A 24,573-nucleotide genomic window follows, 5' to 3' on the forward strand; every position below is an offset into this window, starting at 1 on the left:
AACTACCGTAGATGGATGGCAACGATATCGTGATCGACGCTGAAAATGAGAAACGCCGGCATGGCCGGCGTTTTTTTGATAGCTTTATTGAACCATTCAACTGCCAGCCTGACGCCCGTGCAGAACGGGCCGCAGGCTGGTGTGTTGTTATGCTGCCAGCAACTGGCGCAGCACGAACGGCAGGATACCGCCGTGTTTGTAGTAGTCGACTTCGATTGGCGTATCGATGCGCAGCAGAACCTTGACTTCCTTGGTTTCGCCGTTGGCACGATGGATCACCAGGGTGGCGTCTTGCTGTGGCTTGATCTCGTCCTCGATACCTTTCAGGTCGAAAGTCTCGTGGCCGGTGATGCCCAGGGTTTGCACGCTGTCGTTACCGATGAATTGCAAAGGCAGAACGCCCATGCCGACCAGGTTGGACCGGTGGATACGCTCGAACGAACGCGCAAACACAGCCTTCACGCCCAGCAGCTGAGTACCCTTGGCGGCCCAGTCACGCGACGAACCAGTACCGTATTCTTCGCCTGCAAACACCATCGTTGGCACGCCGTCTTTGACGTACTGCATTGCTGCGTCATAGATCGATGTTTCTTCGCCGGTTGGCTGGAACAAGGTGATGCCGCCTTCAACCCGCGAACCGTCCGGTGTCGCAGGAATCATCAGGTTCTTGATACGGACGTTAGCGAATGTACCGCGCATCATGATTTCGTGATTGCCACGGCGCGAGCCGTAGGAGTTGAAGTCAGCCTTCAACACGCCGTTGGCGATCAGCCACTTACCGGCCGGGCTGGATTCCTTGATGGAGCCGGCTGGCGAGATGTGGTCGGTAGTGATCGAATCGCCGAACACGCCCAGTGCACGCGCGCCGGTGATACCGGTCGCAGCTGCCTTCGGCACCATGGTGAAGTCTTGGAAGAACGGTGGTTCAGCGATGTAAGTCGACTTAGGCCAGTTGTAGACTTCGCCGCCGGCGACGCCCTTGATGGCTTCCCACAGCTTGCCTGGTGCGCCCTTGACGTCAGCGTAGTTGGCTTTGAAAGTCTTGGCATTCATCGCAAACTTCATCAGCTTGGCGACTTCTTGCGAAGTTGGCCAGATGTCGCCGAGATAGATGTCCCGAATTTTCCCATCTTTGCCCTTGCCCTTGCCGACAGGCTCGGTCATCAGGTCGCGCGTCATGTTGCCGGCGATCGCGTAAGCGACTACCAACGGTGGCGAAGCCAGGAAGTTGGAGCGAATGTTCGGATGGATCCGTGCTTCGAAGTTACGGTTGCCGGACAATACAGCCGATGCCACCACGTCGTTCTTGACGATGGCTTCGTTCATGGCTGGTGTCAGGTCGCCGGCGTTACCGATACAGGTGGTGCAACCGTAGGCAGTGACGCCGAAGCCGAGCTTTTCCAGGTACGGCAGCAGGCCGGCCGCTTCCAGGTATTCGGTGACGACGCGCGAGCCAGGGGCCAGCGAAGTCTTGATGTGCGCAGGTACCTTGAGGCCGGCTTCGACCGCTTTCTTGGCCAGCAAACCAGCCGCCAGCATGACGCTCGGGTTGGAAGTGTTGGTGCAAGAAGTGATAGCGGCAATCAGCACGTCGCCGTTTTGCAGCTTGACGCCGTCAGCGTTGGTGTAAGTCGCATCCAGGTCTTCCACTTTCTTGTTGAAGCCGTTTTCTGCGATTGGCTTGCTGAACAATTCTGCGAAGTTGGCTTTGACGTTGCCGATTTCGATACGGTCTTGCGGACGCTTCGGGCCCGCCAGCGATGGTGCAACTGTAGCCAGGTCGAGTTCGACGACAGTGGTGTAGTCGATGTCGCCAGCCTTTGGAGTGCCGTACAGGTTTTGCGCCTTGAAGTAGCCGGCGAATGCGTCGATTTCCGCTTTGCTGCGGCCAGTGCCTTCGAAGTATTCGATAGTCGCATCGTCAACCGGGAAGAAGCCCATGGTGGCGCCGTATTCTGGTGCCATGTTGGCGATGGTAGCGCGGTCGGTCAGGCTCAGCGAGGCAGTGCCTTCGCCGAAGAATTCGACAAACTTGCCGACCACTTTGGCTTTACGCAGCAGTTCGGTAATGGTCAGCACCAGATCGGTTGCGGTAACGCCTTCACGCAATTGGCCGGTCAGGTTGACGCCGACTACGTCTGGTGTCAGGAAGTAGACCGGTTGGCCCAGCATGCCGGCTTCCGCTTCAATGCCGCCAACGCCCCAGCCGACTACGCCGATGCCGTTGATCATGGTGGTGTGGGAATCAGTACCGACCAAGGTGTCCGGATAGTAAACCGAATCCTTCTTGTGGACGCCGCGGGCCAGGTATTCCAGGTTGACCTGGTGGACGATGCCGAAGCCAGGAGGCACGACGCCGAAAGTGTCGAATGCCTGCATGCCCCATTTCATGAACTGGTAGCGCTCGTTGTTGCGCTGGAATTCCAGTTTCATGTTGAGGTCGAGTGCTTTCTTTTCACGGAAATGGTCGATCTGCACCGAGTGGTCGACTACCAGGTCGACTGGCACCAGCGGCTCGATGTTCTTGGCGTTCTTGCCTAGCGAGGCAGCGACGTTGCGCATGGCGGCGAGGTCGGCCAGCAGCGGCACACCGGTAAAGTCTTGCAGCACGACGCGCGCCACGACGAACGGGATTTCGTCTGTGCGGGCTGCGTTGGCGCCCCAGGCAGCCAGTTGCTTGACGTGCTCTTCAGTGACCTTCTTGCCGTCGCAATTACGCAGTACGGATTCCAGCACGATACGGATCGACACCGGCAGGCGCGAGATGTTGATGCCGAGTTTTTTCTCCAGGGCTGGCAAGGAGTAGAACTTGCCTTTCTTGGAGTCGGAAATCTTGAATTCCTTGAGTGTATTCAGCGTGTTGCGGGACATGATTTCTCCTGAGTTTTCAGTTTAATTACAAGCTGTGTGCCGGGTCGACAGGTGCAGGGGCCGGCATGGCTTCTTGCGCTGCGGATTTACATTCGTTCGCCAGTTGATGCCCTGTTTTTGAATCAAGCAAAATGCCCTTGGACGGGATGCCAATCCAGAGCAGGCCGTATTTGCGGTTTTCAAAGCGGTTAGCGCCGGTGGTGGTCGGCACGCGCGACAGGCGGTGCAGGGCTTTGCCCCAACGCAGTGCGATGTGCTTGTCGTCTTCAGCGTTGGTGTAGATTGTCAGGCTGTTGCCGAGCTCGCATTTGTAATCGATGGAAACGGAAGTCTTGACATCCGGTGTGCCTTCGTCTTCGCCATCGTCGACTTCTGCCGGCGCTGCTTTTGCAGCTGGCTTCTTAGCGGCTTTCTTGGTTGTTTTCTTGGTGGTGGTCTGGGCCTGGACTTGCGGCGCTACAACTGCCAGGCTGGCGCACAGCAAAACCAGCATTGACAAACTCGTCGACAAACTCTTTTTCATTTTCATTGCTCCGTGGTGCATCCCGTTATCTCGAAAAAGGCGGGGTGCGGTTATAACAAAGTTATTGCATCTTCAGGTAGTGCGACGCCGTTATTTTTTGCGCGCTGCAGAACACTCCAGTAATAACGATAACTGGCGCGGTCATGTAGCGTGCCCTCGTGTTGTATTGGTCCCCAAGCTGCTTGTCTGGCCGCTAGCAGGATTTGTGCCGCGGTGGCTATCTCTGACGGCGGCGGGGTAAATGCGTTCAATATCGGTTTGATCTGTTGCGGATGGATGCTCCACATCCGGGTATAGCCGAATTCAGCCATGGCGCGACCGGCGTCGGCGGCGACGGTGGTGCTGTCCTTGATGTCGGTGGTGACGTTATGCGACGGCACCTTGCCGTGCGCATGGCAAGCCGCGGCAATTTCCAGTTTTGCGCGCGTGACCAGCGGATGGCTGAACTGCGCCGGCGAACGCATCGCCGCGCTGGGAATGGCGCCGTAATGCGCTGAAACAAAATCCATGATGCCAAACGATAGCGACTGTACTTGCGGCAGTGCGGCGATGGCGAACACATCCGCCAGTGCGCCATGGGTTTCTATCAATACATGGACCGGCAGCGCCTGCCGTCCAGCCTGGCTGCTGTGGTGCTCTATCAAGGCGATGGCGGCGTTGACGTCGGCCAGGCTCTCGGCCTTGGGCAGCATCAGGTAAGCCAGCCGGCGCGCTGCGCCTTGGCAGATGATCTCTACGTCTTGTTGGAAAAAAGTGCTGCCGATGTCGTGTACGCGAGCGCCTATGCGCTCAAAGCGATTGTCGGCGCCGGCGATGATGCTGGCGACCAGTTGTGCGTGTGCGGTTTCGTTACCGGCGCTGGCGCCGTCTTCGCAGTCAAGCGTGATGTCGAATACCGGACCCAGTTCCTGCTGCAAGGCGACCGATTTACGCATGAGCTTTTCAGCGCCGGCGTAATGATCGCAGACCGGTAGCGAGACCGGTTGTTGCTTGCCTAGGAATAAGACCTGGGTAGGATGCATTGCGAAGTTCTTAATAATAATTGCGGGGTAGGGCAGACACCAGTGAGCTTGAGGCGTCCACCCTACATTGAAGCAGTTGCTTAGCCGACCAGGTGTTTCACGCCATCACGCTCTTCTTGCAGTTCTGCCAGCGTAATGTTGATGCGCTCTTGCGAGAAAGCGTCGATTTCCAGGCCTTGGACGATTTTGTATTCGCCGTTTTCGGTAGTTACCGGGAAGCCGAACATGGTGCCTTCAGGGATGCCGTAGGAACCGTCCGATGGCACACCCATGGTGGTCCACTTGCCGTTGGTGCCGAGTACCCAGTCACGCACGTGATCGATGGCTGCGTTGGCGGCCGAAGCAGCCGACGACAGGCCGCGCGCTTCGATGATAGCCGCGCCGCGCTTGCCGACGGTTGGCAGGAACACATCTTTGTTCCAGACTTGATCGTTGATCAGGTCTTTGACCGATGCCCCGTCAGCTGTCGCGTAGCGATAGTCAGCGTACATGGTTGGCGAGTGATTGCCCCAGACGAACAGCTTTTCGATGGCTGCAACTGGCTTGCCGATCTTGGCCGCGACTTGCGACAGGGCGCGGTTGTGGTCCAGGCGCAGCATTGCGGTGAAGTTCTTGGCTGGCAGGTTAGGCGCCGATTTCATGGCGATGTAAGCGTTGGTGTTAGCTGGATTGCCAACTACCAGTACCTTGACATTGCGCGAAGCGACGGCGTCCAGCGCCTTGCCTTGCACGGTGAAAATCTGTGCATTGGCTTCCAGCAGGTCTTTACGCTCCATGCCCGGGCCGCGTGGGCGGGCGCCAACCAGCAGGGCAACGTCAGCATCCTTGAATGCTGTCATCGGATCGCTGTGCGCGGTGATGCCGGCCAGCAGCGGGAATGCGCAATCGTCAACTTCCATGATCACGCCCTTCAACGCTTTTTGTGCTTTTTCGTCAGGGATTTCAAGCAGTTGCAAAATGACCGGTTGATCTTTGCCGAGCAGGTCGCCGTTGGCGATGCGGAACAGAAGGGAATAGCCGATTTGACCAGCGGCGCCGGTAACGGCAACACGCAGAGGGGACTTAGCCATGTTGAATCTCCAGAGAAGTGATAAAAATGTGTGCGGGGCAAATTTCAAGCGCCGCCCGGTTAAACCCTGTGGCGAATCACTCTGCCCTTAACCGTTCAATTCAAATAAGAACGACGGTCAAATTACAAAAAATCCCAGCCAGGTATGCGGCCCCATATGCAGCCATGCAGCCCAATACATACCAAGATACAAAAAGCGGCGACTTAATTACGCAACCTCTAATCATACCGGCGAAAACCGCGTGCGTCAGTTTGTTTTGCGTTGATCCGAGCGCCAAAATTTACGGCTTGCATCTCTGCCATGAAAATCCATTTGCGCGAAACATACACGGCTTAACGACCATCGAACGCCCATCAAATACTGCTTATGCCCGCGAGTTTAGGCTTGGCAACATGGTATGTCAATCAATATCTTATGTCTTATATAAGACATATCATTGCGTATTTTTTACTGGACGGCAAAGGGTGTTTTATGGTGAAATCTAAGCTTATGAGTTCCATCCCGTCCAATGTGAGTAGTGACCCTGTCGGCCAGAGCGCTGCGGTCCCTGCGTCTCCCTCAGTATCGTCTCCGACCTTTAGCCCCCTCTATCAGCAAATCAAGGCGCTGATCATGCAACGCCTGCAATCCGGTGAATGGAAGCCGGGCGAGCTGATCCCTAGTGAAGTCGAGCTTGGCAACCGCTTCAAGGTAAGCCAGGGTACGGTGCGCAAAGCGATTGACGAGCTGGCGGCGGAAAATCTGCTGGTGCGGCGTCAGGGCAAGGGCACGTTTGTCGCCACCCATCACGAAGCGCGTTCGCAATTCCGCTTCCTGCGCCTGATGCCGGACAGCGATCAGCCGCAAGTTACCGATAAAAGAGTGATCGAGCTGAAGCGCTTGCGTGCGCCGGCGGAAATCGCTCGCCTGCTAGGCATGAAATCGGGCGACTCGGTGGTCTATGTCAAACGTGTCATGGCATTTGACGGCGTACCGACGATACTTGAAGAATTGTGGTTGCCGGGGGCGCTGTTCAAGGCGTTGACGCTGGAGCGGCTGGTGGAGTACAAGGGGCCGATGTACGGCCTGTTTGAAACCGAATTCGGCACGCGCATGATCCGTGCCACCGAGCAGATTCGTGCCGCCAGCGCCGATGCCGATGCGGCCGAGTTGCTGGGGGTGGAAAAATTATCGCCTTTATTGTGTGTGGAGCGCGTTTCTTTTACTTATGGCGACAAGCCGGTGGAAGTACGGCGCGGTTTGTACGTGACCAATCGCCATCACTATCAGAACGAATTGAGTTGATGGGTTGGAAAAAGCCGTCGGCTGGCGATAGCGACGACTGGTGGCAATATGAGCAAGCTGGACAAGTGCAATCAAGTGTAAGCAAGCGTAGGAATAATCGCCGCTAGTCATTATTTGCAATATTGAATAATAACTATTGGTGTGCTGCACAAAAATCGGCGAAAATTGCGGGATTGCGCTTGCTCTAAAATTTTAAACTGAGGAGAACCCTGTTATGTCTGAAGCCGCGAAGCCCAATCGGCCACAGTTCCGTAATATAAGCATTACCCAAATTGTCGGCTACCGCTTTCCGTTGGCAGCCCTCGTTTCGATTTTGCATCGTATTAGTGGCGTGTTGATGTTTTTGCTCTTGCCTTTCATCTTGTACATGCTGGACAAGAGTCTGGCATCTGAAATTTCCTTCGAATACTTCAAAGGTTTCACCTCGGGCTGGTTCGTAAAGCTTGTCATCCTGGCCCTGTCCTGGGCATATCTGCACCACTTCTGCGCCGGCATCCGCCACCTCATCATGGATAACCACATCGGTCTGGACAAGGATAGCGCGCGCAAATCGGCTGCCGGAGTCCTGATTATCAGTGTGCCGCTGGCGTTGATCGTTGCATTGAAACTGTTCGGAGCATTCTAAAAATGGCTAACAAAAACAATATTGGCGCCAATCGCCTGGTAGTAGGGGCCCATTACGGCTTGCGAGACTGGCTGGCGCAACGCGTCACCGCCATCGTCATGGCAATCTACACGGTTATCCTGCTGGTCACTTTCCTGACCGCCAGCAACTTCACTTATGAAGGCTGGGCAGGACTGTTTTCGCATCAGTGGTTCAAGATGGCTACGTTCGTAGCGCTGATGGCACTGTTTTTTCATGCATGGATCGGTGTGCGTGATTTCTGGATGGATTATATCAAGCCGGTCGCTCTGCGCCTGGTCTTGCAAGTAGCCACAATCCTGTGGTTGGTCGGTTGTGCCGGATGGGCGGCGCAGATTTTGTGGAGAGTGTAATCGTGGCATCTATTAAATCCACAATTCCTACACGCCGCTTTGATGCGGTAATCGTTGGGGCCGGTGGTTCCGGTATGCGTGCTTCGCTGCAGTTGGCGGAAGCTGGTTTGAATGTCGCCGTCTTGTCGAAAGTGTTTCCGACCCGTTCGCACACGGTTGCGGCGCAGGGCGGCATTGGCGCCTCGCTCGGTAACATGTCCGAGGACAGCTGGTACTGGCACATGTTCGATACCGTCAAGGGCTCGGATTACCTGGGCGACCAGGATGCGATCGAGTTCATGTGCCGCGAAGCGCCAAAGGCTGTGTATGAGCTGGAGCACTTCGGCATGCCGTTCGACCGTAATGCTGACGGTACGATTTATCAGCGCCCGTTCGGCGGCCACTCGGCTAATTTCGGCGAAAAGCCGGTAGCGCGCGCTTGCGCCGCTGCCGACCGTACCGGCCATGCGCTGTTGCACACACTGTATCAGCGTAACGTCCGTGCCAAGACGCACTTCTTCGTCGAATGGATGGCGATCGATCTGGTGCGCGATGCCGAAGGCGATGTCATCGGCGTAGTGGCGCTGGAAATGGAAACCGGCGATGTCATGATCCTGGAAGCCAAGACCACGGTGATGGCTACCGGCGGTGCAGGGCGTATCTGGGCGGCTTCGACCAATGCCTTTATCAATACCGGCGACGGTATGGGTATGGCGGCGCGTGCCGGCTTGCCGCTGGAAGACATGGAGTTCTGGCAGTTCCACCCGACTGGCGTAGCCGGCGCGGGCGTGCTGATTACCGAAGGCGTACGTGGTGAGGGCGGGATTCTGATCAACGCCAACGGCGAACGTTTCATGGAGCGCTATGCGCCAACCTTGAAAGATCTGGCGCCGCGCGATTTCGTATCGCGTTCGATGGACCAGGAAATCAAGGAAGGCCGTGGCTGCGGTCCGCACAAGGATCACGTGATGCTGGATCTGCGCCACATCGGCGCCGAAACCATCATGAAGCGTCTGCCTTCGATTTTGGAAATCGGCCACAAGTTCGCTAACGTCGACGCTCTGAAAGAGCCGATTCCAGTCGTGCCGACCATCCATTATCAAATGGGCGGTATCCCGACCAACGTTTACGGCCAGGTTGTAGTGCCGAAGAACGGTATCCCGAACGCAGTAGTCAATGGCTTGTACGCCATCGGCGAATGCGCTTGCGTATCGGTGCACGGCGCCAATCGCCTGGGTACCAATTCGCTGCTGGATCTGGTGGTGTTCGGCCGTGCCGCCGGCAATCATATTGTCGACAGCAAGCTCAAAGAGCGCAGCAACAAGCCGTTGCCGGCAGATGCAGCCGACGTCGCCCTGGCGCGTCTGGCCAAGCTGGAAACCAGCACCGGTTCCGAGCGGGTGCAAGACGTGGCCGGCGATATCCGCAAGACCATGCAGCATTATTGCGGCGTGTTCCGTACCGACGAGCTGCTGCAGCAAGGCTACAAGGAAATCATGGTGCTGGACGAGCGCCGCAAGCATGTTTCGTTCAAGGACAAATCCAAGGTATTCAACACAGCAAGAGTAGAAGCATTAGAACTGGACAACCTGATCGAAACCGCCAAGGCCACCATTACCTCGGCGGCAGCTCGCAAAGAATCGCGCGGCGCCCACGCGCATCGCGATTATGAAAAACGTGATGACGAAAACTGGATGAAGCACTCCTTGTGGTATTCCGAAGGTAATCGTCTCGACTACAAGCCTGTCGTTACCAAGCCGCTGACAGTTGATACGTTCAAGCCAAAGCCACGCACATTCTGATTTGTCGCGGCAGGGCGGTGCGCCACCTGGCGGTGGCCCGCAACTCTGCCGCACAATTAATAAAAAGGTATAGCCATGTCATCACGTACTTTGAAATTTAAAATCTACCGTTACGATCCCGATAAGGATGCCAAGCCTTACATGCAGGACCTGACGGTAGAACTGCTGCCAACCGACAAGATGCTGCTGGACGCCCTGCAACGCATCAAGGCCGACGTTGACGATTCGCTGGCGCTGCGCCGCTCCTGCCGCGAAGGCGTGTGCGGTTCCGACGCCATGAACATCAACGGCAAGAACGGTCTGGCTTGCACTACCAACCTGAACGAGCTGAGCGAGCCGATCATACTGAGGCCATTGCCAGGCTTGCCGGTGATCCGCGACCTGATCGTCGACATGACGCAGTTCTTCAAGCAATACGAGTCGATCAAGCCGTTCCTGATCAACGACAGCATTCCGCCGGAAAAAGAGCGTCTGCAGTCACCAGAACAGCGTGAAGAGCTGGATGGCCTGTACGAGTGCATCCTGTGCGCATGCTGCTCGACCTCCTGCCCGTCGTTCTGGTGGAATCCGGACAAGTTCGTCGGTCCGGCCGGCTTGCTGCAAGCCTACCGTTTCATCGCCGACAGCCGCGATGAAGCCACCGGCGCCCGTCTGGATAACCTGGAAGACCCGTATCGCCTGTTCCGTTGCCGTTCGATCATGAACTGCGTCGATGTCTGTCCGAAGGGCTTGAACCCTAACGCGGCAATCGGCAAGATCAAAGAGTTGATGGTTCGTCGCGCGGTATAGGTTGCAGTGAAAGTATAAATAGCCCTCAAAACATTTCGTCATCCTCGCGCACGCGGGGATCCACTTTAGAGAGTAAATGAGATCCCCGCGTTCGCGAGGATGACGAGGTGGGAGAGTGGCGTGTTTTAGAACTGTTCGTCGAAAGCGGTGAACAGTGATTTCAAATAGAATAAGTGGTTTCCATGCCTATCATCCATCAAGCCGATCCAGCTAACCGAGCCCGCCTGCGCTGGCGTGCGCGACGCGGCCTGCTTGAGAACGATCTGATACTGACTCGTTTCCTGGATGCAAACGAAGCCAGCATGACGGACGACGACGTCGACGCTTTTTCGCGCCTGATGGAGCTGTCCGACAATGAACTAATGGATTTGCTGCTGGTCCGTAAAGAACCGGACGGCTTGCTGGATTTGCCGCAAGTGCATGCACTGTTAGCCAGAATACGCACTGCTTAAGCCTGTATCTACGCTGGCGGCGACGGCCGCTGAAGATGTCGATCAACTTGCAGCAACGTCTTTTGTTTTTTTTGATTTAGAGTCACCTTTTGATTGAGGGAAGAGCCATGACCACCGCTGATACAAAAGCCACGCTATCGTTTTCCGATGGCAGTCCATCCGTAGAATTTCCTATTTACAAGGGCACCGTCGGCCCCGAAGTTATCGATATCCGCAAGCTGTACGGCGCTACCGGAAAATTCACATACGACCCGGGTTTCATGTCGACGGCGGCCTGTAATTCGTCGATCACCTACATCGATGGCGACAAAGGCGAATTGCTGTATCGCGGCTATCCGATCGAGCAGTTGGCGGTCAATTGCGACTTCCTGGAAACCTGCTACCTGTTGCTGAACGGCGAACTGCCGACTGCAAAGGAAAAGGAAAAATTCGACGCTACCGTGACCCAGCACACCATGGTGCACGAGCAGATGCAATTCTTCTTCCGCGGCTTCCGTCGCGACGCGCATCCGATGGCCGTCCTGGTCGGTACCGTCGGCGCCTTGTCGTCGTTCTACCATGACTCGCTGGACATCACCGATCCGCACCATCGCGAAGTATCGGCGATCCGCCTGATCGCCAAGCTGCCGACACTGGTCGCAATGGCGTACAAGTACAACGTCGGCCAGCCTTTCGTCTACCCGCGCAACGAACTGTCGTACAGCGCCAACTTCATGCACATGATGTTCTCCACGCCGTGCGAAGAGTACAAGGTCAACGACGTGCTGGTGCGTGCGCTGGACCGTATCCTGACCTTGCATGCCGATCACGAGCAAAATGCATCGACTTCAACCGTGCGCCTGGCGGGTTCCAGCGGCGCCAATCCGTTTGCCTGTATCGCTGCCGGTATCGCTTGCCTGTGGGGCCCTGCACACGGCGGCGCCAACGAAGCGGCACTGAACATGCTCAAGGAAATCGGTACTGTCGACAAGATTCCAGAGTTTATCGCCAAAGTGAAAGACAAGAACTCCGGCGTCAAGCTGATGGGCTTCGGTCATCGCGTCTACAAGAATTTCGATCCGCGCGCCAAGCTGATGCGTGAAACCTGCTACGAAGTGCTGAACGAACTCGGCCTGCATGACGATCCGTTGTTCAAGCTGGCGATGGCGCTGGAAAAAGTGGCGCTGGAAGACGAATACTTCGTTTCCCGCAAACTGTATCCGAACGTGGACTTCTACTCCGGCATCGTGCAGTCGGCACTGGGCATCCCGACGTCGCTGTTCACCGGTATCTTCGCCATGGCGCGTACCGTCGGCTGGATCGCACAATGGAACGAAATGATTTCCGATCCAGAGCAAAAGATCGGCCGCCCACGTCAATTGTTCGTCGGTTCGCCGACCCGTGACGTGCCAACAATCGACAAGCGCGGCTAAAAACAGCGTGCGCAGGCAATAGCAACACAAAAACAGCGAATCCGCGGATTCGCTGTTTGCATTTCTGCAGGTTATGCTATGCTCTCGATCTGTGCCGATTTATACGGTCACAGCGTAGTAAAAGTATGCGATGAGCATATTTTGAAGGGCAGGCGTAAAGAAGTACCGTAGCCCCCAAATTGCAGTACCCGAATTGAAATTGCAGTAAAAGAACACAGTAATAGAGCCCTTCCCCACAACTTGATGTGCAATCCGCTAACCGGTCAGGCCGTGTCGCGGAAGGTTATGTTAACCCGCTAATCTCGCGAAACGCGAAGAAAGGTGAGCAAGATGATGCAACAATACCGCTCTAATTCTTATCTCTTCGGAGGTAATGCACCGTACATTGAAGAGCTGTACGAGTCTTACCTCGACAATCCCGGTTCAGTTGCCGATAACTGGCGTGCATATTTTGACGCTATGCAGCATGTACCTGCCGTCGATGGCACCGACAAGCCTGACGTAGGCCACGCCTCTGTCATCGCCTCGTTCGCCGAGCGCGCCAAACACGGTCCGATCCGCACTATCTCCGCTTCAGCCGATGCTGAAATGGGACGCAAGCGTGTTGCCGCAACGCAACTTATCGCCGCTTACCGCTACCTCGGTTCACGCTGGGCCAACCTGGACCCGCTGCAACGCCAGGAACGTTCCGTATTGCCTGAACTGGAACCAAGCTTCTACGGTTTCACCGATGCCGACATGGACATCGTGTTCAACATCAGCAACACCTACTTCGGTACTGAAACTGCTACGCTGCGCGACCTGCTGAATTCGCTGCGCGATACGTATTGCCGTTCGATCGGTACCGAGTACATGTACATCAGCGATCCGACTGAAAAACGCTGGATGCAGGAACGCCTGGAGTCGACGCGTTCGGCACCGGTGTTCTCCGCAGAAAAGAAAAAGCACATCCTCGACCGCCTGACCGCGGCTGAAGGCCTGGAACGCTACCTGCATACCCGTTATGTCGGTCAAAAGCGTTTCTCGCTGGAAGGCGGCGAAAGCTTCATCGTGTCACTGGACGAAACGATTCAGCGCGCCGGAGCCAAGGGTGTCCAGGAAATCGTTATCGGCATGGCCCACCGCGGCCGTCTGAACGTGCTGGTCAATACCTTGGGCAAGATGCCGCAAGAACTGTTTGCCGAATTCGAAGGCAAGCATGCCGACGACCTGCCGGCAGGCGACGTCAAATATCACCAAGGCTTCTCATCCGACATCACCAGCCCGGGCGGCCCGGTGCATCTGTCGCTGGCATTCAATCCATCGCATCTGGAAATCGTCAACCCTGTGGTTGAAGGTTCGGTCAAGGCGCGTATGGAACGCCGCGGCGACATCGACGGCTCGCAAGTGCTGCCGATCCTGGTCCACGGCGACGCTGCATTTGCCGGCCAGGGCGTCGTGATGGAAACCCTGAACCTGGCGCAAACGCGTGGTTACGGCACTGGCGGCACCGTGCATATCGTGATCAACAACCAGATCGGTTTCACCACTTCCGATCCGCGCGATTCCCGCTCCACCCTGTATTGCTCGGACGTCGTCAAGATGATCGAAGCGCCGGTTCTGCACGTCAACGGCGACGATCCTGAAGCGGTCGTGTTCGCTACCCAAATCGCGCTCGATTACCGTATCGAGTTCAAGAAAGATATCGTGGTCGATATCATCTGCTTCCGCAAACTGGGCCACAACGAGCAAGATACGCCAGCACTGACACAGCCGCTGATGTACAAGAAAATCGGCCAGCATCCGGGCACCCGCAAGCTGTACGCCGACAAACTGGTTGCGCAAGGTACGATCGATGCCGACACTGGCGACGCCATGGTCAAGGCGTTCCGCGATGCGATGGACGCCGGCAAACACACTGTCGATCCGGTCATCACCAACTTCAAGAGCAAATACGCGGTCGACTGGCTGCCGTTCCTGAACCGCAAGTGGACCGACGCCGCAGACACTGCAGTGCCTGTCACCGAACTGAAACGCCTGGCAACGCGCATCACCACTGTGCCGGAAAACTTCAAGGTCCACGCACTGGTCGAAAAAGTATTGAACGACCGCGCTGCCATGGGCCGTGGCGAACTCAACCTCGACTGGGGCATGGGTGAGCATCTGGCCTACGCATCGCTGGTATCGTCGGGCTATGCAATTCGCCTGACCGGGCAGGATGCAGGCCGCGGCACATTCGTCCATCGCCACGCTGTATTGCATGATCAAAACCGCGAGCGTTGGGATGCCGGCAGCTATATTCCGCTGCAAAACATCTCCGACCAGCAAGCGCCGTTCAAGGTTATCGACTCGGTTCTGTCGGAAGAAGCGGTACTCGGTTTCGAATACGGTTACTCCACCGCAGAACCGAACACGCTGACCATCTGGGAAGCCCAGTTCGGCGATTTCGCCAACGGCGCGCAAGTCGTGATCGACCAGTTCATCAGCTCCGGCGAAGTGAAGTGGGGCCGCGCTTCCGGCCTGGTCATGATGCTGCCGCACGGTTACGAAGGCCAAGGCCCGGAACACTCGTCGGCACGCCTCGAACGTTATCTGCAACTGTGCGCAGACAACAACATGCAAGTGGTGCAACCGACTACCGCAGCGCAGATTTTCCATCTGCTGCGCCGCCAGATGATCCGCTTGTTCCGCAAGCCGCTGGTGATCATGACGCCGAAGTCGCTGCTGCGTAACAAGGATGCCGGTTCGCCGTTGTCCGAATTCAGCAAGGGCAGCTTCCAGACCGTGATCGGCGAAGTCGATGACAAGATCGATCCTAAGAAGGTCAAGCGCGTTATCGCTTGCTCGGGCAAGGTTTACTATGATCTGGTTAACGCACGTAAAGAGCGCGGTCAGACTGACGTGGCAATTATCCGTCTGGAACAACTGTATCCATTCCCGCACAAGGCATTTGCTGCCGAGTTGAAGCAGTTCCCTAACTTCAACGAACTGGTATGGACCCAGGACGAGCCGCAGAATCAAGGCGCATGGCTGCAGATTCAGCACAACATTTTTGAGAACCTGGAAGATGGCCAGAAGCTTGCCTACGCAGGCCGTCCAGCCAGCGCATCGCCGGCGGTCGGTTACTACGACAAGCACTATGCGCAGCAAAAAGCATTGCTGGACACAGCATTTTCCAAGCTCAAAGGCTTTGTTTTGACGAAATAATTGACGTCTAACCTAATTAGTTGGGGACAGAGTAATTCGCCGCGCTGCGGCGGCTCTTAAACTCTTTCCCGCAATAATGAATATGGAGAATTAAATGGCACTTCTAGAAGTAAAAGTTCCGCAATTGTCGGAATCGGTCGCTGAAGCGACTTTGTTGACATGGCATAAAAAAGTCGGCGACGCTGTCAAGCGCGACGAAAACCTGATTGATATCGAGACAGATAAAGTGGTGCTTGAACTGCCGGCCCCGGCCGACGGCGTGATCGTCCAGCTGATCAAAGGCGACGGCAGCACCGTGGTTGCCGATGAAATCATCGCTGTGATCGACACAGAAGCAACAGCTGGCGCGGTTGCCGCTCCGGCGGCGGCACCCGCAGTTGCAGCTGCAGCTCCGGTAGCAGCGGCTGCACCGGCAGCATCGCAATCGGCAGCGGGCATCGCGATGCCTGCCGCAGCTAAACTGTTGGCGGAAAACAATTTGTCGGCGTCGCAGATCGACGGCAGCGGTAAAGATGGCCGCGTCACCAAGGGCGACGTTCTGGGTGCACTGGCTAACAAGCCCGCCGCACCTGTACCAGCGCCTCTGGCAGCAGCGCCAGCCAAGCCAGTACTGCAGCAAGTTGCCGCGCCAACCAAGGCCCAGCTGGACGACCGTCCGGAAGAGCGCGTGCCTATGAGCCGTTTGCGCGCCCGTATCGCCGAGCGCCTGGTGCAATCGCAATCGACCAACGCCATCTTGACGACATTCAATGAAGTCAACATGCAGCCAGTCATGGACCTGCGCACCAAGTACAAAGACAAGTTTGAAAAAGAGCATGGCGTCAAGCTCGGCTTCATGTCGTTCTTCGTCAAGGCTGCGGTTGCCGCGCTGAAAAAATACCCGATCGTCAACGCTTCGGTTGATGGCAACGACATCGTGTACCACGGTTATTTCGATATCGGTATCGCGGTTGGTTCGCCACGCGGCCTGGTAGTGCCCGTATTGCGCGATGCGGATCAAATGTCGATCGCTGACATCGAAAAGAAAATCGGCGAATTCGGCGCCAAGGCCAAGGACGGCAAGCTGACGCTGGACGACCTGACCGGCGGTACCTTCTCGATCTCCAACGGTGGCACTTTCGGTTCGATGCTGTCGACACCGATCATCAACCCGCCACAATCGGCAATCCTGGGCGTGCATGCGACCAAGGACCGTGCAGTTGTCGAAAACGGCCAAATCGTGATCCGCCCGATGAACTATCTGGCCATGTCTTACGATCACCGTATCATCGACGGTCGTGAAGCAGTGCTGGCACTGGTAGCAATGAAGGAAGCGCTGGAAGATCCGGCCCGTCTGTTGCTGGATCTGTAAGCTTTAAATCTCGCTAGGCGAGGGCGCCCTGACTCCTGTTTTTCGCCTAAGAAAAATGGAGCAGGGCGTATCGTTTAGGTGGCTAGGTAAATGATGAGAGCCTTGTTGTTGTCGTTTGTTGTCACTTGCCGGAATTGCTTGCTTTGCGTTACGGAGCAGGCGGCTCAAGTTGACAATCGACCGGCAAGGCAATAACTCGAAGGATGGAAATGAGCAAACAATTTGATGTCGTCGTGATCGGTGGCGGTCCTGGCGGTTATATTGCAGCAATTCGCGCCGCACAACTGGGTTTCAATACTGCATGTATTGATGAATGGAAAAATGCCAAGAACGGCCCTGCGCCGGGCGGCACTTGCACCAACGTCGGCTGCATTCCATCCAAAGCATTGTTGCAATCGTCTGAGCATTACGAGCATGCCGGTCATGCATTCGCCGACCACGGTATCGAAGTCAAGGGCCTGGGGCTGAACCTGGGACAGATGCTGGCGCGCAAGGATAGTGTCGTCAAGCAAAACAACGAAGGTATCTTGTACCTGTTCAAGAAGAACAAGGTTACCTTTTTCCACGGCCGCGGTTCGTTCGTCAAAGGCGACGCCAACGCTTACGAAATCAAAGTTGCCGGCGCTACCGAAGAAACCATCACAGCCAAGCACATTATCGTGGCTACCGGCTCCAATGCCCGTGCATTGCCAGGTACGCCGTTTGATGAAAAACTGATTCTGTCGAACGCCGGGGCACTGGCAATTGAAGCAGTTCCGGCTAAACTGGGGGTTATCGGTGCTGGTGTAATCGGCCTCGAAATGGGCAGTGTCTGGCGTCGTCTGGGTTCAGATGTCAGCGTATTGGAAGCGTTGCCGACTTTCCTCGGCGCAGTGGACGAGCAGATCGCCAAAGAAGCCGCCAAGCTTTTCACCAAGCAGGGTTTGAAGGTCAGCCTGGGTGTCACGATCGGCGCCATTACGGCCGGCAAGAATGATGTCACAGTGGAATATGTCGATGCCACCGGCGCAGCACAAAAAGCGGTGTACGACAAACTGATCGTATCCATCGGCCGGACGCCGAACACCATCGGCCTGAACGCCGAAGGCGTCGGCTTGCAGCTGGACGAGCGCGGTTTTATCGCTGTCGATGGCGATTGCAAGACTAACTTGCCGAACGTCTGGGCGGTAGGCGACGTGGTGCGCGGCCCGATGCTGGCGCACAAGGCTGAGGAAGAAGGCGTGGCGGTTGCCGAGCGTATTGCCGGGCAGCATGGTCACGTTAACTTCAATACGATTCCATGGGTGATCTATACATCGCCGGAAATCGCCTGGGTTGGCAAGACAGAACAACAACTGAAGGCAGATGGAGTAGCATATAAGGCTGGTACATTCCCGTTCCTGGCCAATGGCCGGGCACGCGCTTTGGGGGATACCTCGGGTATGGTCAAATTCCTGGCGGATGCCAAGACTGACGAAATCCTGGGCGTTCACATTGTTGGGCCAATGGCATCAGAATTGATTTCAGAAGCCGTGGTGGCGATGGAATTCCGTGCATCAGCGGAAGACATCGCCCGCATCTGCCACGCGCACCCGTCCTTGTCGGAAGCGACCAAGGAAGCGGCGCTGGCAGTCGACAAACGGTCCCTGAATTTCTAAGGGAGAAGCACATGCGTTATCTGATCGTATTGTTAGGCGTTGCGCTGTCCGGTTGCGCGACTACGGCGTCGGATAACGGTCGTGTGGTGATCGAGGCCATCTCCGACAGCCAGCAGCTGGAAGGTGCGCGCTGCGTGGTGAAAACCGATAGCAGCCGCTGGAATGTGGTTACGCCCGGCGATGTCTTGATTGTCGAAGCCGACGGCGACTTGCACGTGGTTTGCGACAAGCCAGGCTATCGCACCTCGGAAGTGGTGTATCGGGCGCCGCCAGGGTTGAATTCCCCTAGTGTCGGCATTGGTGCTACCGGCGGCAGCGGCGGCATCGGTGCGGTCGGCCTCGGTTTGGGAGCCAACCTGCCACTTACTTTCGGCGGCAAGGAGAAGGCTTATCCTAGCCGCGTGCTGGTAGAGATGGGGCGGTCATAGTTGCTTGGGTCGCTGTCACGGTGTTGTCAGGGCGGTTGCCTGGATTGAAGTGGGTGAGCGGAAGCTCGCCCATTTTTATTTCTAGCGGCTTGTTTATTTCGCAACTTGCTTATGTCGAAGCTTTATTTCAAAGCTTTATTAGTGAGCATGATTAATTTTTTGTCAATCCATAAGATTGGCAAGCGGGTTTTGGCTTTTCATCAAGAATTGAAAACACAATGAACGTCTTAGAGTTTTACGAACAGGCACTGACACAGAGGGGTTTCCAGGCCGATGACGCGCAACGGCGCGCAGTCGATCGCCTGCAGCGGTCTTATGATGAATGGGTCGAGTACAAGGCGCAGCGTTCCAACTCCTTCAAACGCCTGATCAACCGGCCTGACGTGCCGCGTGGCGTGTATATGTGGGGCGGGGTCGGACGCGGGAAATCGTTTTTGATGGACAGTTTTTATTCGGTGGTGCCGGTGGTGCGTAAAACCCGCCTGCATTTCCATGAATTCATGCGCGCCGTGCACCGGCAACTGGATGAACTCAAAGGTGTTGCCGATCCGCTCGATGAAGTAGCGAAGCGGGTCGCCAGGAAATATCGGCTGATCTGTTTTGACGAGTTTCATGTGTCCGATATCGCCGACGCCATGATTCTCTATAACCTGCTGAAAGCCTTGTTCGATAACGGCGTGTCATTTGTCATGACCTCGAATTACGAGCCGGGCACGCTTTATCCGGACGGTTTGCATCGCGACCGCATGCTGCCGACCATCAAATTATTGCAAGATAACCTGGATGTGATGAATATCGATGCCGGCATCGATTACCGCAAGCGCGCCCTGGAGCAGGTGGATAGTTACCATGCGCCGCTCAACGCCGATACCGATCGCGCCTTGCGGCATGCCTTTGCCGGGGTTGCCGAGACGGCCGACGAAGATCCTATCGTCGATATCGAAGCACGTAAAATCAAGGCCTTGCGCCGGGCTGGCGGCGTGATCTGGTTCGATTTCAATACCCTGTGCGGCGGTCCGCGCTCGCAAAACGATTACCTGGAAATTGCCAGCCGCTTCCATACGGTGATATTGTCCGGTATTCCGCAAATGTCGGCAGCGATGTCGTCAGAGGCGCGCCGCTTCACCTGGCTGATCGATGTGTTCTATGATCACAAGATCAAGTTGATCATGTCGGCTGCGGTGGCGCCCGAAGATCTGTACACGCAAGGCATGCTGGCCAACGAGTTTCACCGTACCGTATCGCGTATCATGGAAATGCAGTCGCGCGAGTACATGGATAGCGAACGACGTTCCGAAGCCGACTCGATTGTGTGAGCCAAGGTCAAGCTGCAGGTAGCGGTGTTTGAAAAATAACGTATAGAAATGGATGGGTTTACGTGGAATTTGTTTCCTTGAGTCTGGCTCCCCGGGTATTCAGGTCAATCCGGTCATTGCGGTCATTTTCATCGCCGGCGCGTGCGCGTCTTCAGCGACCGGTCTTGCTGGGCGTTGCTGCGATGTTGCTGGCGTTGTCAGCCGGTGTGCAAGCCGCAGATGCCGAATTGAAGCCGGTCGCCGAGCCTGCCGCCGAGCTAAACGCGCGCTACCCGCTGGAAACGCTCAATTCGGTGGAGACGGCGAATCGTGCTTTGACCGATGTCGCCAATGCCAAGGCCGAAGTCGAAGCGCGCGATCTGGAACAGCGGCGCGCCTGCTATGCAAAGTTCTTCGTCAATAATTGCCTGGATACCGCCAAGGAGCAGCGCCGCCTGGCGATGAAGGCCATCCGTCCGATAGACATCACAGCCAACGCCTTCTTGCGTAAGGACCGTGCCGACGAGCGCGACAAGGCGCTGGAAGTGCACAATGCCGGGCAGCCGGCCGAAGCAGCGCAAAAAGCGCAGGATCAAAAAGAAAAAGAGCTGAGCAACGCCGACAAGGTCAGGCAGGGCGCGGCCAAGGAAAAAGAAGTGGCCTCACATACCCGCAAACATCTGGGTGAGGCAGACAAGCGCGTGGCGGATCATAACGCCAAGGTAAAAAAGGCGCAGCAGGATGAGGCAGCCAAAGCCTCGCAACGTGCCGCCAATGTAGCCGCTTTTGAGAAAAAGGCGCAGGACTCGGCAGCGCGTCAGCGTGAGGTAGCCGCAAACAAGGCCGCCAAAGCCAAGGATCTGGCAAACAAGAAGGCGGCTGAAACGGGTGTGCCGGTGGCGCCTGTAGCGCCTGCGGTGAAATCGCCGCCGCCGGCCGGCGCCGCACCGGCGTCAGCACCGTAAGGCAGGCAAGAATTACACCGCGCGGCGCATTTTCTTGACGGTGTAGTTCTGCGCTTCCTTAGGCAGCGCCACCAGCTTGACGATCGCAAAGGTGCAGTTGTCCGCAGAGTGGCCTTCGGCCCGCTTGCGGGTCTTGGTAATCAGCATTTCAGCGGCATCGCGCGGTTTGTTCATGGCGATGGCCGCACCCAGTTCATCTTCCGTAAAGTAGTGCCACAACCCGTCCGAACATAGCAGGAAGGCGTCGCCAGCCTTCAAGCCGGTATAACGGCTGATGGTGACCTCGGGCGTCTCGGTGCTGGAGCCGAGCGCGTTCAGCAGGATGTTCGACAGGTTGTGCGATTTCGCCTCGCTGCGCGACAGCTTGCCTTCGGCCACCAGTTTCTCGACATATGAATGGTCGATGGTGTGCTCGGCAAAATTGGGGCCGTCGAAACGGTACAGGCGCGAATCGCCGACGTGACCCCAGGTGGCAGTGCCGTCCGGCGACAGCACCAGGATCACCATGGTGGTATGCGGATCCTTGTCGTTGGAAAAGCCGCTCAGCTTGATGACGGTGTGGGTTTCCAGTGCAATGTTGCGCACCATGGCCTCGACATTGTCGATCAGCGGCGAGAATCCTTCGAAGATCTGCTTGGCGGTGCAAATCACCTGCTCGGCCGCCAATGCGCCGCCGCTGCGGCCACCCATGCCGTCGGCGAGTACTGCCATCATGTAGCCCGGTGCTTTTGGGGCGGTAAATAATGCGGCGCGGTCCTGTTGTTCCTGGCGGTCGCCGATGTGTTGGCCGGTACCGGCTTCGATCTTGTATTGGCTCATTCGTCTGGGTAGATTAAACTGCATCCTGTTCTGGATAATTCCGGGCTTGCCGGGCCTTGATCGGTCGTGAGGTCGGCATTCATCGCAACTTACAGCAACTCACCGCCATTCGCATACAGTAGTACAGTAAGAAGTCGATGGGAAATATTATACGCAGGAATAATTTTTAAAGTGTTTCCAGATGTTAACATTTTCCAACGCTAGCGTAGTCTAGAACATGACTGTGATTGATATGACCATGATTGATCGAGAAGAAATCCTGCGCCGCATTATAGAACTCGAAGTCGAACATCGCGATCTGGATGCGGCCATACATACCATGACGAATCAGGTCTTGCATGAAGAGTTGCAGTTACGCCGCTTGAAAAAGCGGAAATTGCAGCTCAAAGACCAGATCACGCTGTTAAGAATGCAATTAATTCCCGACATCCCTGCCTGATAGCTCACCCCAAGGCTGGTAGGATAGACCTCCAGCCTCTGCTTGAAGTAAGTTACCTTGACCGAAGATACATCCCCCCTTGTTGCTGAAGGCGCTTTTGCCGTTGTGGCTCCCGGCACCCACGATGCCGACATCGATCGCCTGTTCGCCAGTACCGGTCCGCTTGGACAGGCGGTCGGCGGCTTTCGGCCGCGCCAGGCGCAAACCGAAATGGCGAAAGCCATCGCCGACGCCATCGCCCAGCAAAGAACGCTGATTGCCGAAGCCGGCACCGGCACCGGCAAGACTTTCGCTTACCTGGTGCCGGCCCTGCTGTGGGGCGGCAAGGTGATCGTCTCGACCGGCACCAAGAATTTGCAAGACCAGTTGTACTTGCGCGACATTCCTACCGTGCGCAAGGCGCTCAGCGCACCGGTTTCAGTCGCGCTGTTGAAAGGGCGCGCCAATTACGTCTGCCATTTCCATTTGGAGCGGACCCTGCAGAATGGCCGCATGACCTCGCGTGAGGATGTCGGCTACCTGCGTGAAATTTCCCGTTTCATGAAAACCACCTCATCCGGTGACAAGGCTGAGTTATCCAAGGTGCCGGAAACCGCGTTGATCTGGAATCTGGTGACCTCGACCCGCGATACCTGCATGGGCGCCGAATGCCAGTATTACCAGGACTGTTTCGTGATGAAGGCGCGCAAGGAAGCGCAGCAGGCTGACGTGGTGGTGGTCAATCACCACCTGTTCTTTGCCGATGTGGCTTTGAAGGATACTGGCGTCGCGGAATTGCTGCCGTCGGCCAACACCATCATCTTCGACGAAGCGCATCAATTGCCTGAAGTTGCTACTTTATTTTTTGGCAACACCATCTCTACCTCGCAGATTCTGGAGCTGTGCCGTGACGTGCTGGCAGAAGGCTTGTCGCATGCCCGCGATGGCGCCGACTGGGGGCAAGTGGTGGTGCCGGTAGAAAAAGCCGCGCGCGATTTGCGGCTGGCCTTTCCGCAGGATGGGGTGCGGCTGGCGGTGAACCAGATTGCACCGTCGAGCGCATTCTTCCCGGCGCTGGAAACCTTGCGCGCGCAATTGCACGGCATGATTGCGATCCTCGAAAAGCAGGCGGAGCGGGCGGAAACAATCGAGCAGTGCCGCACCCGCGCGGTGGAGTTGGGCTACCAGCTGGACGGCTGGAACAGCGCGCCAAGTGTCGGCAGTGGCAGCAGCGGCAAGAGCACAAAGAAGGCCAAGGCGGCCGGGGCGGAAGGCGAAGAGGGCAGCGTGCTGTGGGTAGAAGCTTTTTCGTCGTCGTTGCAATTGCACCAGACTCCGCTGTCGATCGCGCCGATTTTTAATAAACAGCGTGAAGGTGTCGCCCGCTCCTGGATTTTCACCTCCGCCACGTTGGCGGTGAAGAACGATTTCCAGCACTACGCCTCGCAAATGGGCCTGTGGGACGAGCCGGCCCAATCCTGGCCGAGTCCCTTCGACTACGGCGAGCAAGGTCTGCTATACGTGCCGCAGAACCTGCCGCAGCCGAACTCACCTGACTATACCGATGCCGTCATCGACGCCGCGCTGCCGGTGATCGAAGCCTCGGGTGGCCGTGCTTTCCTGTTGTGCACCTCGATCCGCGCGGTGAATCGCGCCGCCGAACGGCTACGTGCCGAATTTGAAGCCCGCCATCTGGATTTCCCTCTGATGGTGCAAGGCGAGGCAGGGCGCACCGAGCTGCTGGACCGTTTCCGTGCTGCCGGCAACGCCGTGCTGATCGGCAGCCAGAGTTTCTGGGAAGGCGTCGATGTGCGCGGCGAAGCATTGTCCCTGGTGATTATCGATAAGCTGCCATTTTCACCGCCGGACGATCCGGTCCTGGCGGCGCGTATAGATGCGCTGGAATCCAAGGGCATGAACGGTTTCATGCATCACCAGCTGCCCGCGGCTATCATCAACCTGAAGCAGGGTGCCGGCCGTCTGATCCGCGATGAAACCGATCGCGGCGTCTTGATGATTTGCGATCCACGCCTGATTTCCAAAGGCTACGGCCGCCGCATCTGGCAGAGTTTGCCGCCGTTCAAGCGGACCCGCGAGCTGGATGCGGTAAAGGCATTCTGGCGTGGCGATGCGATTGATCCGGATTGATCGTGGTTGAACACGATTGAACATGAGTGAGATAGCGCTATCACTCTTGTACCGGGCAGGGCGGTGCGGTACATTGATGCTGGTGCGATCAGTGGCGATCGGCTAAGCTGCCTCGGACCACCCTTC

The 24,573-nt window shown here is 56.5% G+C and carries 20 protein-coding genes; 15 read left to right on the top strand and 5 right to left on the bottom strand.

The features are described 5' to 3' along the window. Positions 1 to 147: 147 nt before the first annotated feature. The 4 genes from acnA to KHU29_RS02695 form a co-directional block, all read right to left on the bottom strand. The gene (acnA, locus tag KHU29_RS02680; protein WP_211451165.1) at positions 148 to 2,871 is read right to left on the bottom strand and encodes an aconitate hydratase AcnA; all 2,724 of its coding nucleotides are present in this window, start codon (positions 2,869 to 2,871) and stop codon (positions 148 to 150) included. A 25-nt stretch (positions 2,872 to 2,896) separates the two neighbouring features. Continuing rightward, a complete protein-coding gene (locus KHU29_RS02685) occupies positions 2,897 to 3,394 on the bottom strand; it encodes an MliC family protein (protein WP_246541421.1) in 498 nt (165 codons plus the stop codon). A 50-nt stretch (positions 3,395 to 3,444) separates the two neighbouring features. Beyond that, entirely contained in the window at positions 3,445 to 4,416 is a 972-nt protein-coding gene (locus KHU29_RS02690) for an HpcH/HpaI aldolase/citrate lyase family protein (protein ID WP_211451166.1), read from the bottom strand. A gap of 80 nt (positions 4,417 to 4,496) precedes the next feature. Then, positions 4,497 to 5,486 carry a malate dehydrogenase gene (locus KHU29_RS02695; RefSeq protein ID WP_211451167.1) on the bottom strand — a complete coding sequence of 330 codons (990 nt, stop codon included), beginning with the start codon at positions 5,484 to 5,486 and terminating at the stop codon, positions 4,497 to 4,499. A 489-nt stretch (positions 5,487 to 5,975) separates the two neighbouring features. Here KHU29_RS02695 and KHU29_RS02700 point away from each other — a divergent pair, with 489 nt between their 5' ends. The 13 genes from KHU29_RS02700 to KHU29_RS02760 all read left to right on the top strand — a co-directional run bounded on the left by KHU29_RS02700 (position 5,976) and on the right by KHU29_RS02760 (position 21,062). Beyond that, entirely contained in the window at positions 5,976 to 6,770 is a 795-nt protein-coding gene (locus KHU29_RS02700) for a GntR family transcriptional regulator (RefSeq protein WP_092416207.1), read from the top strand. Positions 6,771 to 6,984: 214 nt separating this feature from the next. After that, positions 6,985 to 7,395: a succinate dehydrogenase, cytochrome b556 subunit gene (gene sdhC, locus KHU29_RS02705; protein WP_211451168.1), complete on the top strand. Its 411-nt coding sequence runs from the start codon at positions 6,985 to 6,987 to the stop codon at positions 7,393 to 7,395. A 2-nt stretch (positions 7,396 to 7,397) separates the two neighbouring features. Continuing rightward, positions 7,398 to 7,766: a succinate dehydrogenase, hydrophobic membrane anchor protein gene (gene sdhD / locus KHU29_RS02710; protein ID WP_211451169.1), complete on the top strand. Its 369-nt coding sequence runs from the start codon at positions 7,398 to 7,400 to the stop codon at positions 7,764 to 7,766. Between the two features lie 2 nt (positions 7,767 to 7,768). Beyond that, a complete protein-coding gene (gene sdhA / locus KHU29_RS02715) occupies positions 7,769 to 9,547 on the top strand; it encodes a succinate dehydrogenase flavoprotein subunit (RefSeq protein WP_211451170.1) in 1,779 nt (592 codons plus the stop codon). 75 nt (positions 9,548 to 9,622) lie between these two features. Continuing rightward, positions 9,623 to 10,336 carry a succinate dehydrogenase iron-sulfur subunit gene (locus KHU29_RS02720; RefSeq protein WP_092416203.1) on the top strand — a complete coding sequence of 238 codons (714 nt, stop codon included), beginning with the start codon at positions 9,623 to 9,625 and terminating at the stop codon, positions 10,334 to 10,336. 182 nt (positions 10,337 to 10,518) lie between these two features. Then, a complete protein-coding gene (locus KHU29_RS02725) occupies positions 10,519 to 10,788 on the top strand; it encodes an FAD assembly factor SdhE (protein ID WP_211451171.1) in 270 nt (89 codons plus the stop codon). Between the two features lie 107 nt (positions 10,789 to 10,895). Next, positions 10,896 to 12,200: a citrate synthase gene (gene gltA, locus KHU29_RS02730; protein WP_211451172.1), complete on the top strand. Its 1,305-nt coding sequence runs from the start codon at positions 10,896 to 10,898 to the stop codon at positions 12,198 to 12,200. A 330-nt stretch (positions 12,201 to 12,530) separates the two neighbouring features. Continuing rightward, positions 12,531 to 15,386 (top strand): 2-oxoglutarate dehydrogenase E1 component, encoded by a 2,856-nt coding sequence (locus KHU29_RS02735; protein ID WP_211451173.1) that lies wholly within the window; start codon positions 12,531 to 12,533, stop codon positions 15,384 to 15,386. Between the two features lie 94 nt (positions 15,387 to 15,480). Next, complete coding sequence (gene odhB, locus KHU29_RS02740; RefSeq protein ID WP_211451174.1) at positions 15,481 to 16,737, top strand: 2-oxoglutarate dehydrogenase complex dihydrolipoyllysine-residue succinyltransferase; 1,257 nt, start codon at positions 15,481 to 15,483, stop codon at positions 16,735 to 16,737. Between the two features lie 209 nt (positions 16,738 to 16,946). Then, the gene (lpdA, locus tag KHU29_RS02745; protein WP_211451175.1) at positions 16,947 to 18,374 is read left to right on the top strand and encodes a dihydrolipoyl dehydrogenase; all 1,428 of its coding nucleotides are present in this window, start codon (positions 16,947 to 16,949) and stop codon (positions 18,372 to 18,374) included. 11 nt (positions 18,375 to 18,385) lie between these two features. After that, complete coding sequence (locus tag KHU29_RS02750) at positions 18,386 to 18,802, top strand: hypothetical protein (RefSeq protein ID WP_211451176.1); 417 nt, start codon at positions 18,386 to 18,388, stop codon at positions 18,800 to 18,802. A gap of 218 nt (positions 18,803 to 19,020) precedes the next feature. Then, complete coding sequence (zapE, locus tag KHU29_RS02755) at positions 19,021 to 20,118, top strand: cell division protein ZapE (protein ID WP_211451177.1); 1,098 nt, start codon at positions 19,021 to 19,023, stop codon at positions 20,116 to 20,118. Between the two features lie 164 nt (positions 20,119 to 20,282). Then, complete coding sequence (locus KHU29_RS02760) at positions 20,283 to 21,062, top strand: hypothetical protein (protein ID WP_211451178.1); 780 nt, start codon at positions 20,283 to 20,285, stop codon at positions 21,060 to 21,062. A gap of 12 nt (positions 21,063 to 21,074) precedes the next feature. On the opposite strand, the gene KHU29_RS02765 is transcribed toward KHU29_RS02760, so the two are convergent. Next, positions 21,075 to 21,881 carry a PP2C family protein-serine/threonine phosphatase gene (locus KHU29_RS02765; RefSeq protein ID WP_211451179.1) on the bottom strand — a complete coding sequence of 269 codons (807 nt, stop codon included), beginning with the start codon at positions 21,879 to 21,881 and terminating at the stop codon, positions 21,075 to 21,077. Positions 21,882 to 22,113: 232 nt separating this feature from the next. Here KHU29_RS02765 and KHU29_RS02770 point away from each other — a divergent pair, with 232 nt between their 5' ends. Together KHU29_RS02770 and yoaA are read left to right on the top strand one after the other, a co-directional pair. Next, entirely contained in the window at positions 22,114 to 22,320 is a 207-nt protein-coding gene (locus KHU29_RS02770) for a YdcH family protein (protein ID WP_170850937.1), read from the top strand. 57 nt (positions 22,321 to 22,377) lie between these two features. After that, positions 22,378 to 24,447 (top strand): DNA repair helicase YoaA, encoded by a 2,070-nt coding sequence (gene yoaA, locus KHU29_RS02775; protein ID WP_211451180.1) that lies wholly within the window; start codon positions 22,378 to 22,380, stop codon positions 24,445 to 24,447. The last annotated feature ends 126 nt before the right edge of the window (positions 24,448 to 24,573 follow it).

It is taken from the genome of Collimonas antrihumi (assembly GCF_018304965.1).
In the GTDB taxonomy this organism is placed as follows: Bacteria; Pseudomonadota; Gammaproteobacteria; order Burkholderiales; family Burkholderiaceae_D; genus Collimonas; species Collimonas antrihumi.

Excerpts from the sequence above, each read along its gene's own strand:
- acnA (WP_211451165.1), bottom strand. The coding sequence starts at position 2,871 with ATGTCCCGCAACACGCTGAATACACTCAAGGAATTCAAGATTTCCGAC.
- KHU29_RS02685 (WP_246541421.1), bottom strand. The coding sequence starts at position 3,394 with ATGAAAAAGAGTTTGTCGACGAGTTTGTCAATGCTGGTTTTGCTGTGC.
- KHU29_RS02690 (WP_211451166.1), bottom strand. The coding sequence starts at position 4,416 with ATGCATCCTACCCAGGTCTTATTCCTAGGCAAGCAACAACCGGTCTCG.
- KHU29_RS02695 (WP_211451167.1), bottom strand. The coding sequence starts at position 5,486 with ATGGCTAAGTCCCCTCTGCGTGTTGCCGTTACCGGCGCCGCTGGTCAA.
- KHU29_RS02700 (WP_092416207.1), top strand. The coding sequence starts at position 5,976 with ATGAGTTCCATCCCGTCCAATGTGAGTAGTGACCCTGTCGGCCAGAGC.
- sdhC (WP_211451168.1), top strand. The coding sequence starts at position 6,985 with ATGTCTGAAGCCGCGAAGCCCAATCGGCCACAGTTCCGTAATATAAGC.
- sdhD (WP_211451169.1), top strand. The coding sequence starts at position 7,398 with ATGGCTAACAAAAACAATATTGGCGCCAATCGCCTGGTAGTAGGGGCC.
- KHU29_RS02720 (WP_092416203.1), top strand. The coding sequence starts at position 9,623 with ATGTCATCACGTACTTTGAAATTTAAAATCTACCGTTACGATCCCGAT.
- KHU29_RS02725 (WP_211451171.1), top strand. The coding sequence starts at position 10,519 with ATGCCTATCATCCATCAAGCCGATCCAGCTAACCGAGCCCGCCTGCGC.
- gltA (WP_211451172.1), top strand. The coding sequence starts at position 10,896 with ATGACCACCGCTGATACAAAAGCCACGCTATCGTTTTCCGATGGCAGT.
- KHU29_RS02735 (WP_211451173.1), top strand. The coding sequence starts at position 12,531 with ATGATGCAACAATACCGCTCTAATTCTTATCTCTTCGGAGGTAATGCA.
- odhB (WP_211451174.1), top strand. The coding sequence starts at position 15,481 with ATGGCACTTCTAGAAGTAAAAGTTCCGCAATTGTCGGAATCGGTCGCT.
- lpdA (WP_211451175.1), top strand. The coding sequence starts at position 16,947 with ATGAGCAAACAATTTGATGTCGTCGTGATCGGTGGCGGTCCTGGCGGT.
- KHU29_RS02750 (WP_211451176.1), top strand. The coding sequence starts at position 18,386 with ATGCGTTATCTGATCGTATTGTTAGGCGTTGCGCTGTCCGGTTGCGCG.
- zapE (WP_211451177.1), top strand. The coding sequence starts at position 19,021 with ATGAACGTCTTAGAGTTTTACGAACAGGCACTGACACAGAGGGGTTTC.
- KHU29_RS02765 (WP_211451179.1), bottom strand. The coding sequence starts at position 21,881 with ATGAGCCAATACAAGATCGAAGCCGGTACCGGCCAACACATCGGCGAC.
- KHU29_RS02770 (WP_170850937.1), top strand. The coding sequence starts at position 22,114 with ATGACCATGATTGATCGAGAAGAAATCCTGCGCCGCATTATAGAACTC.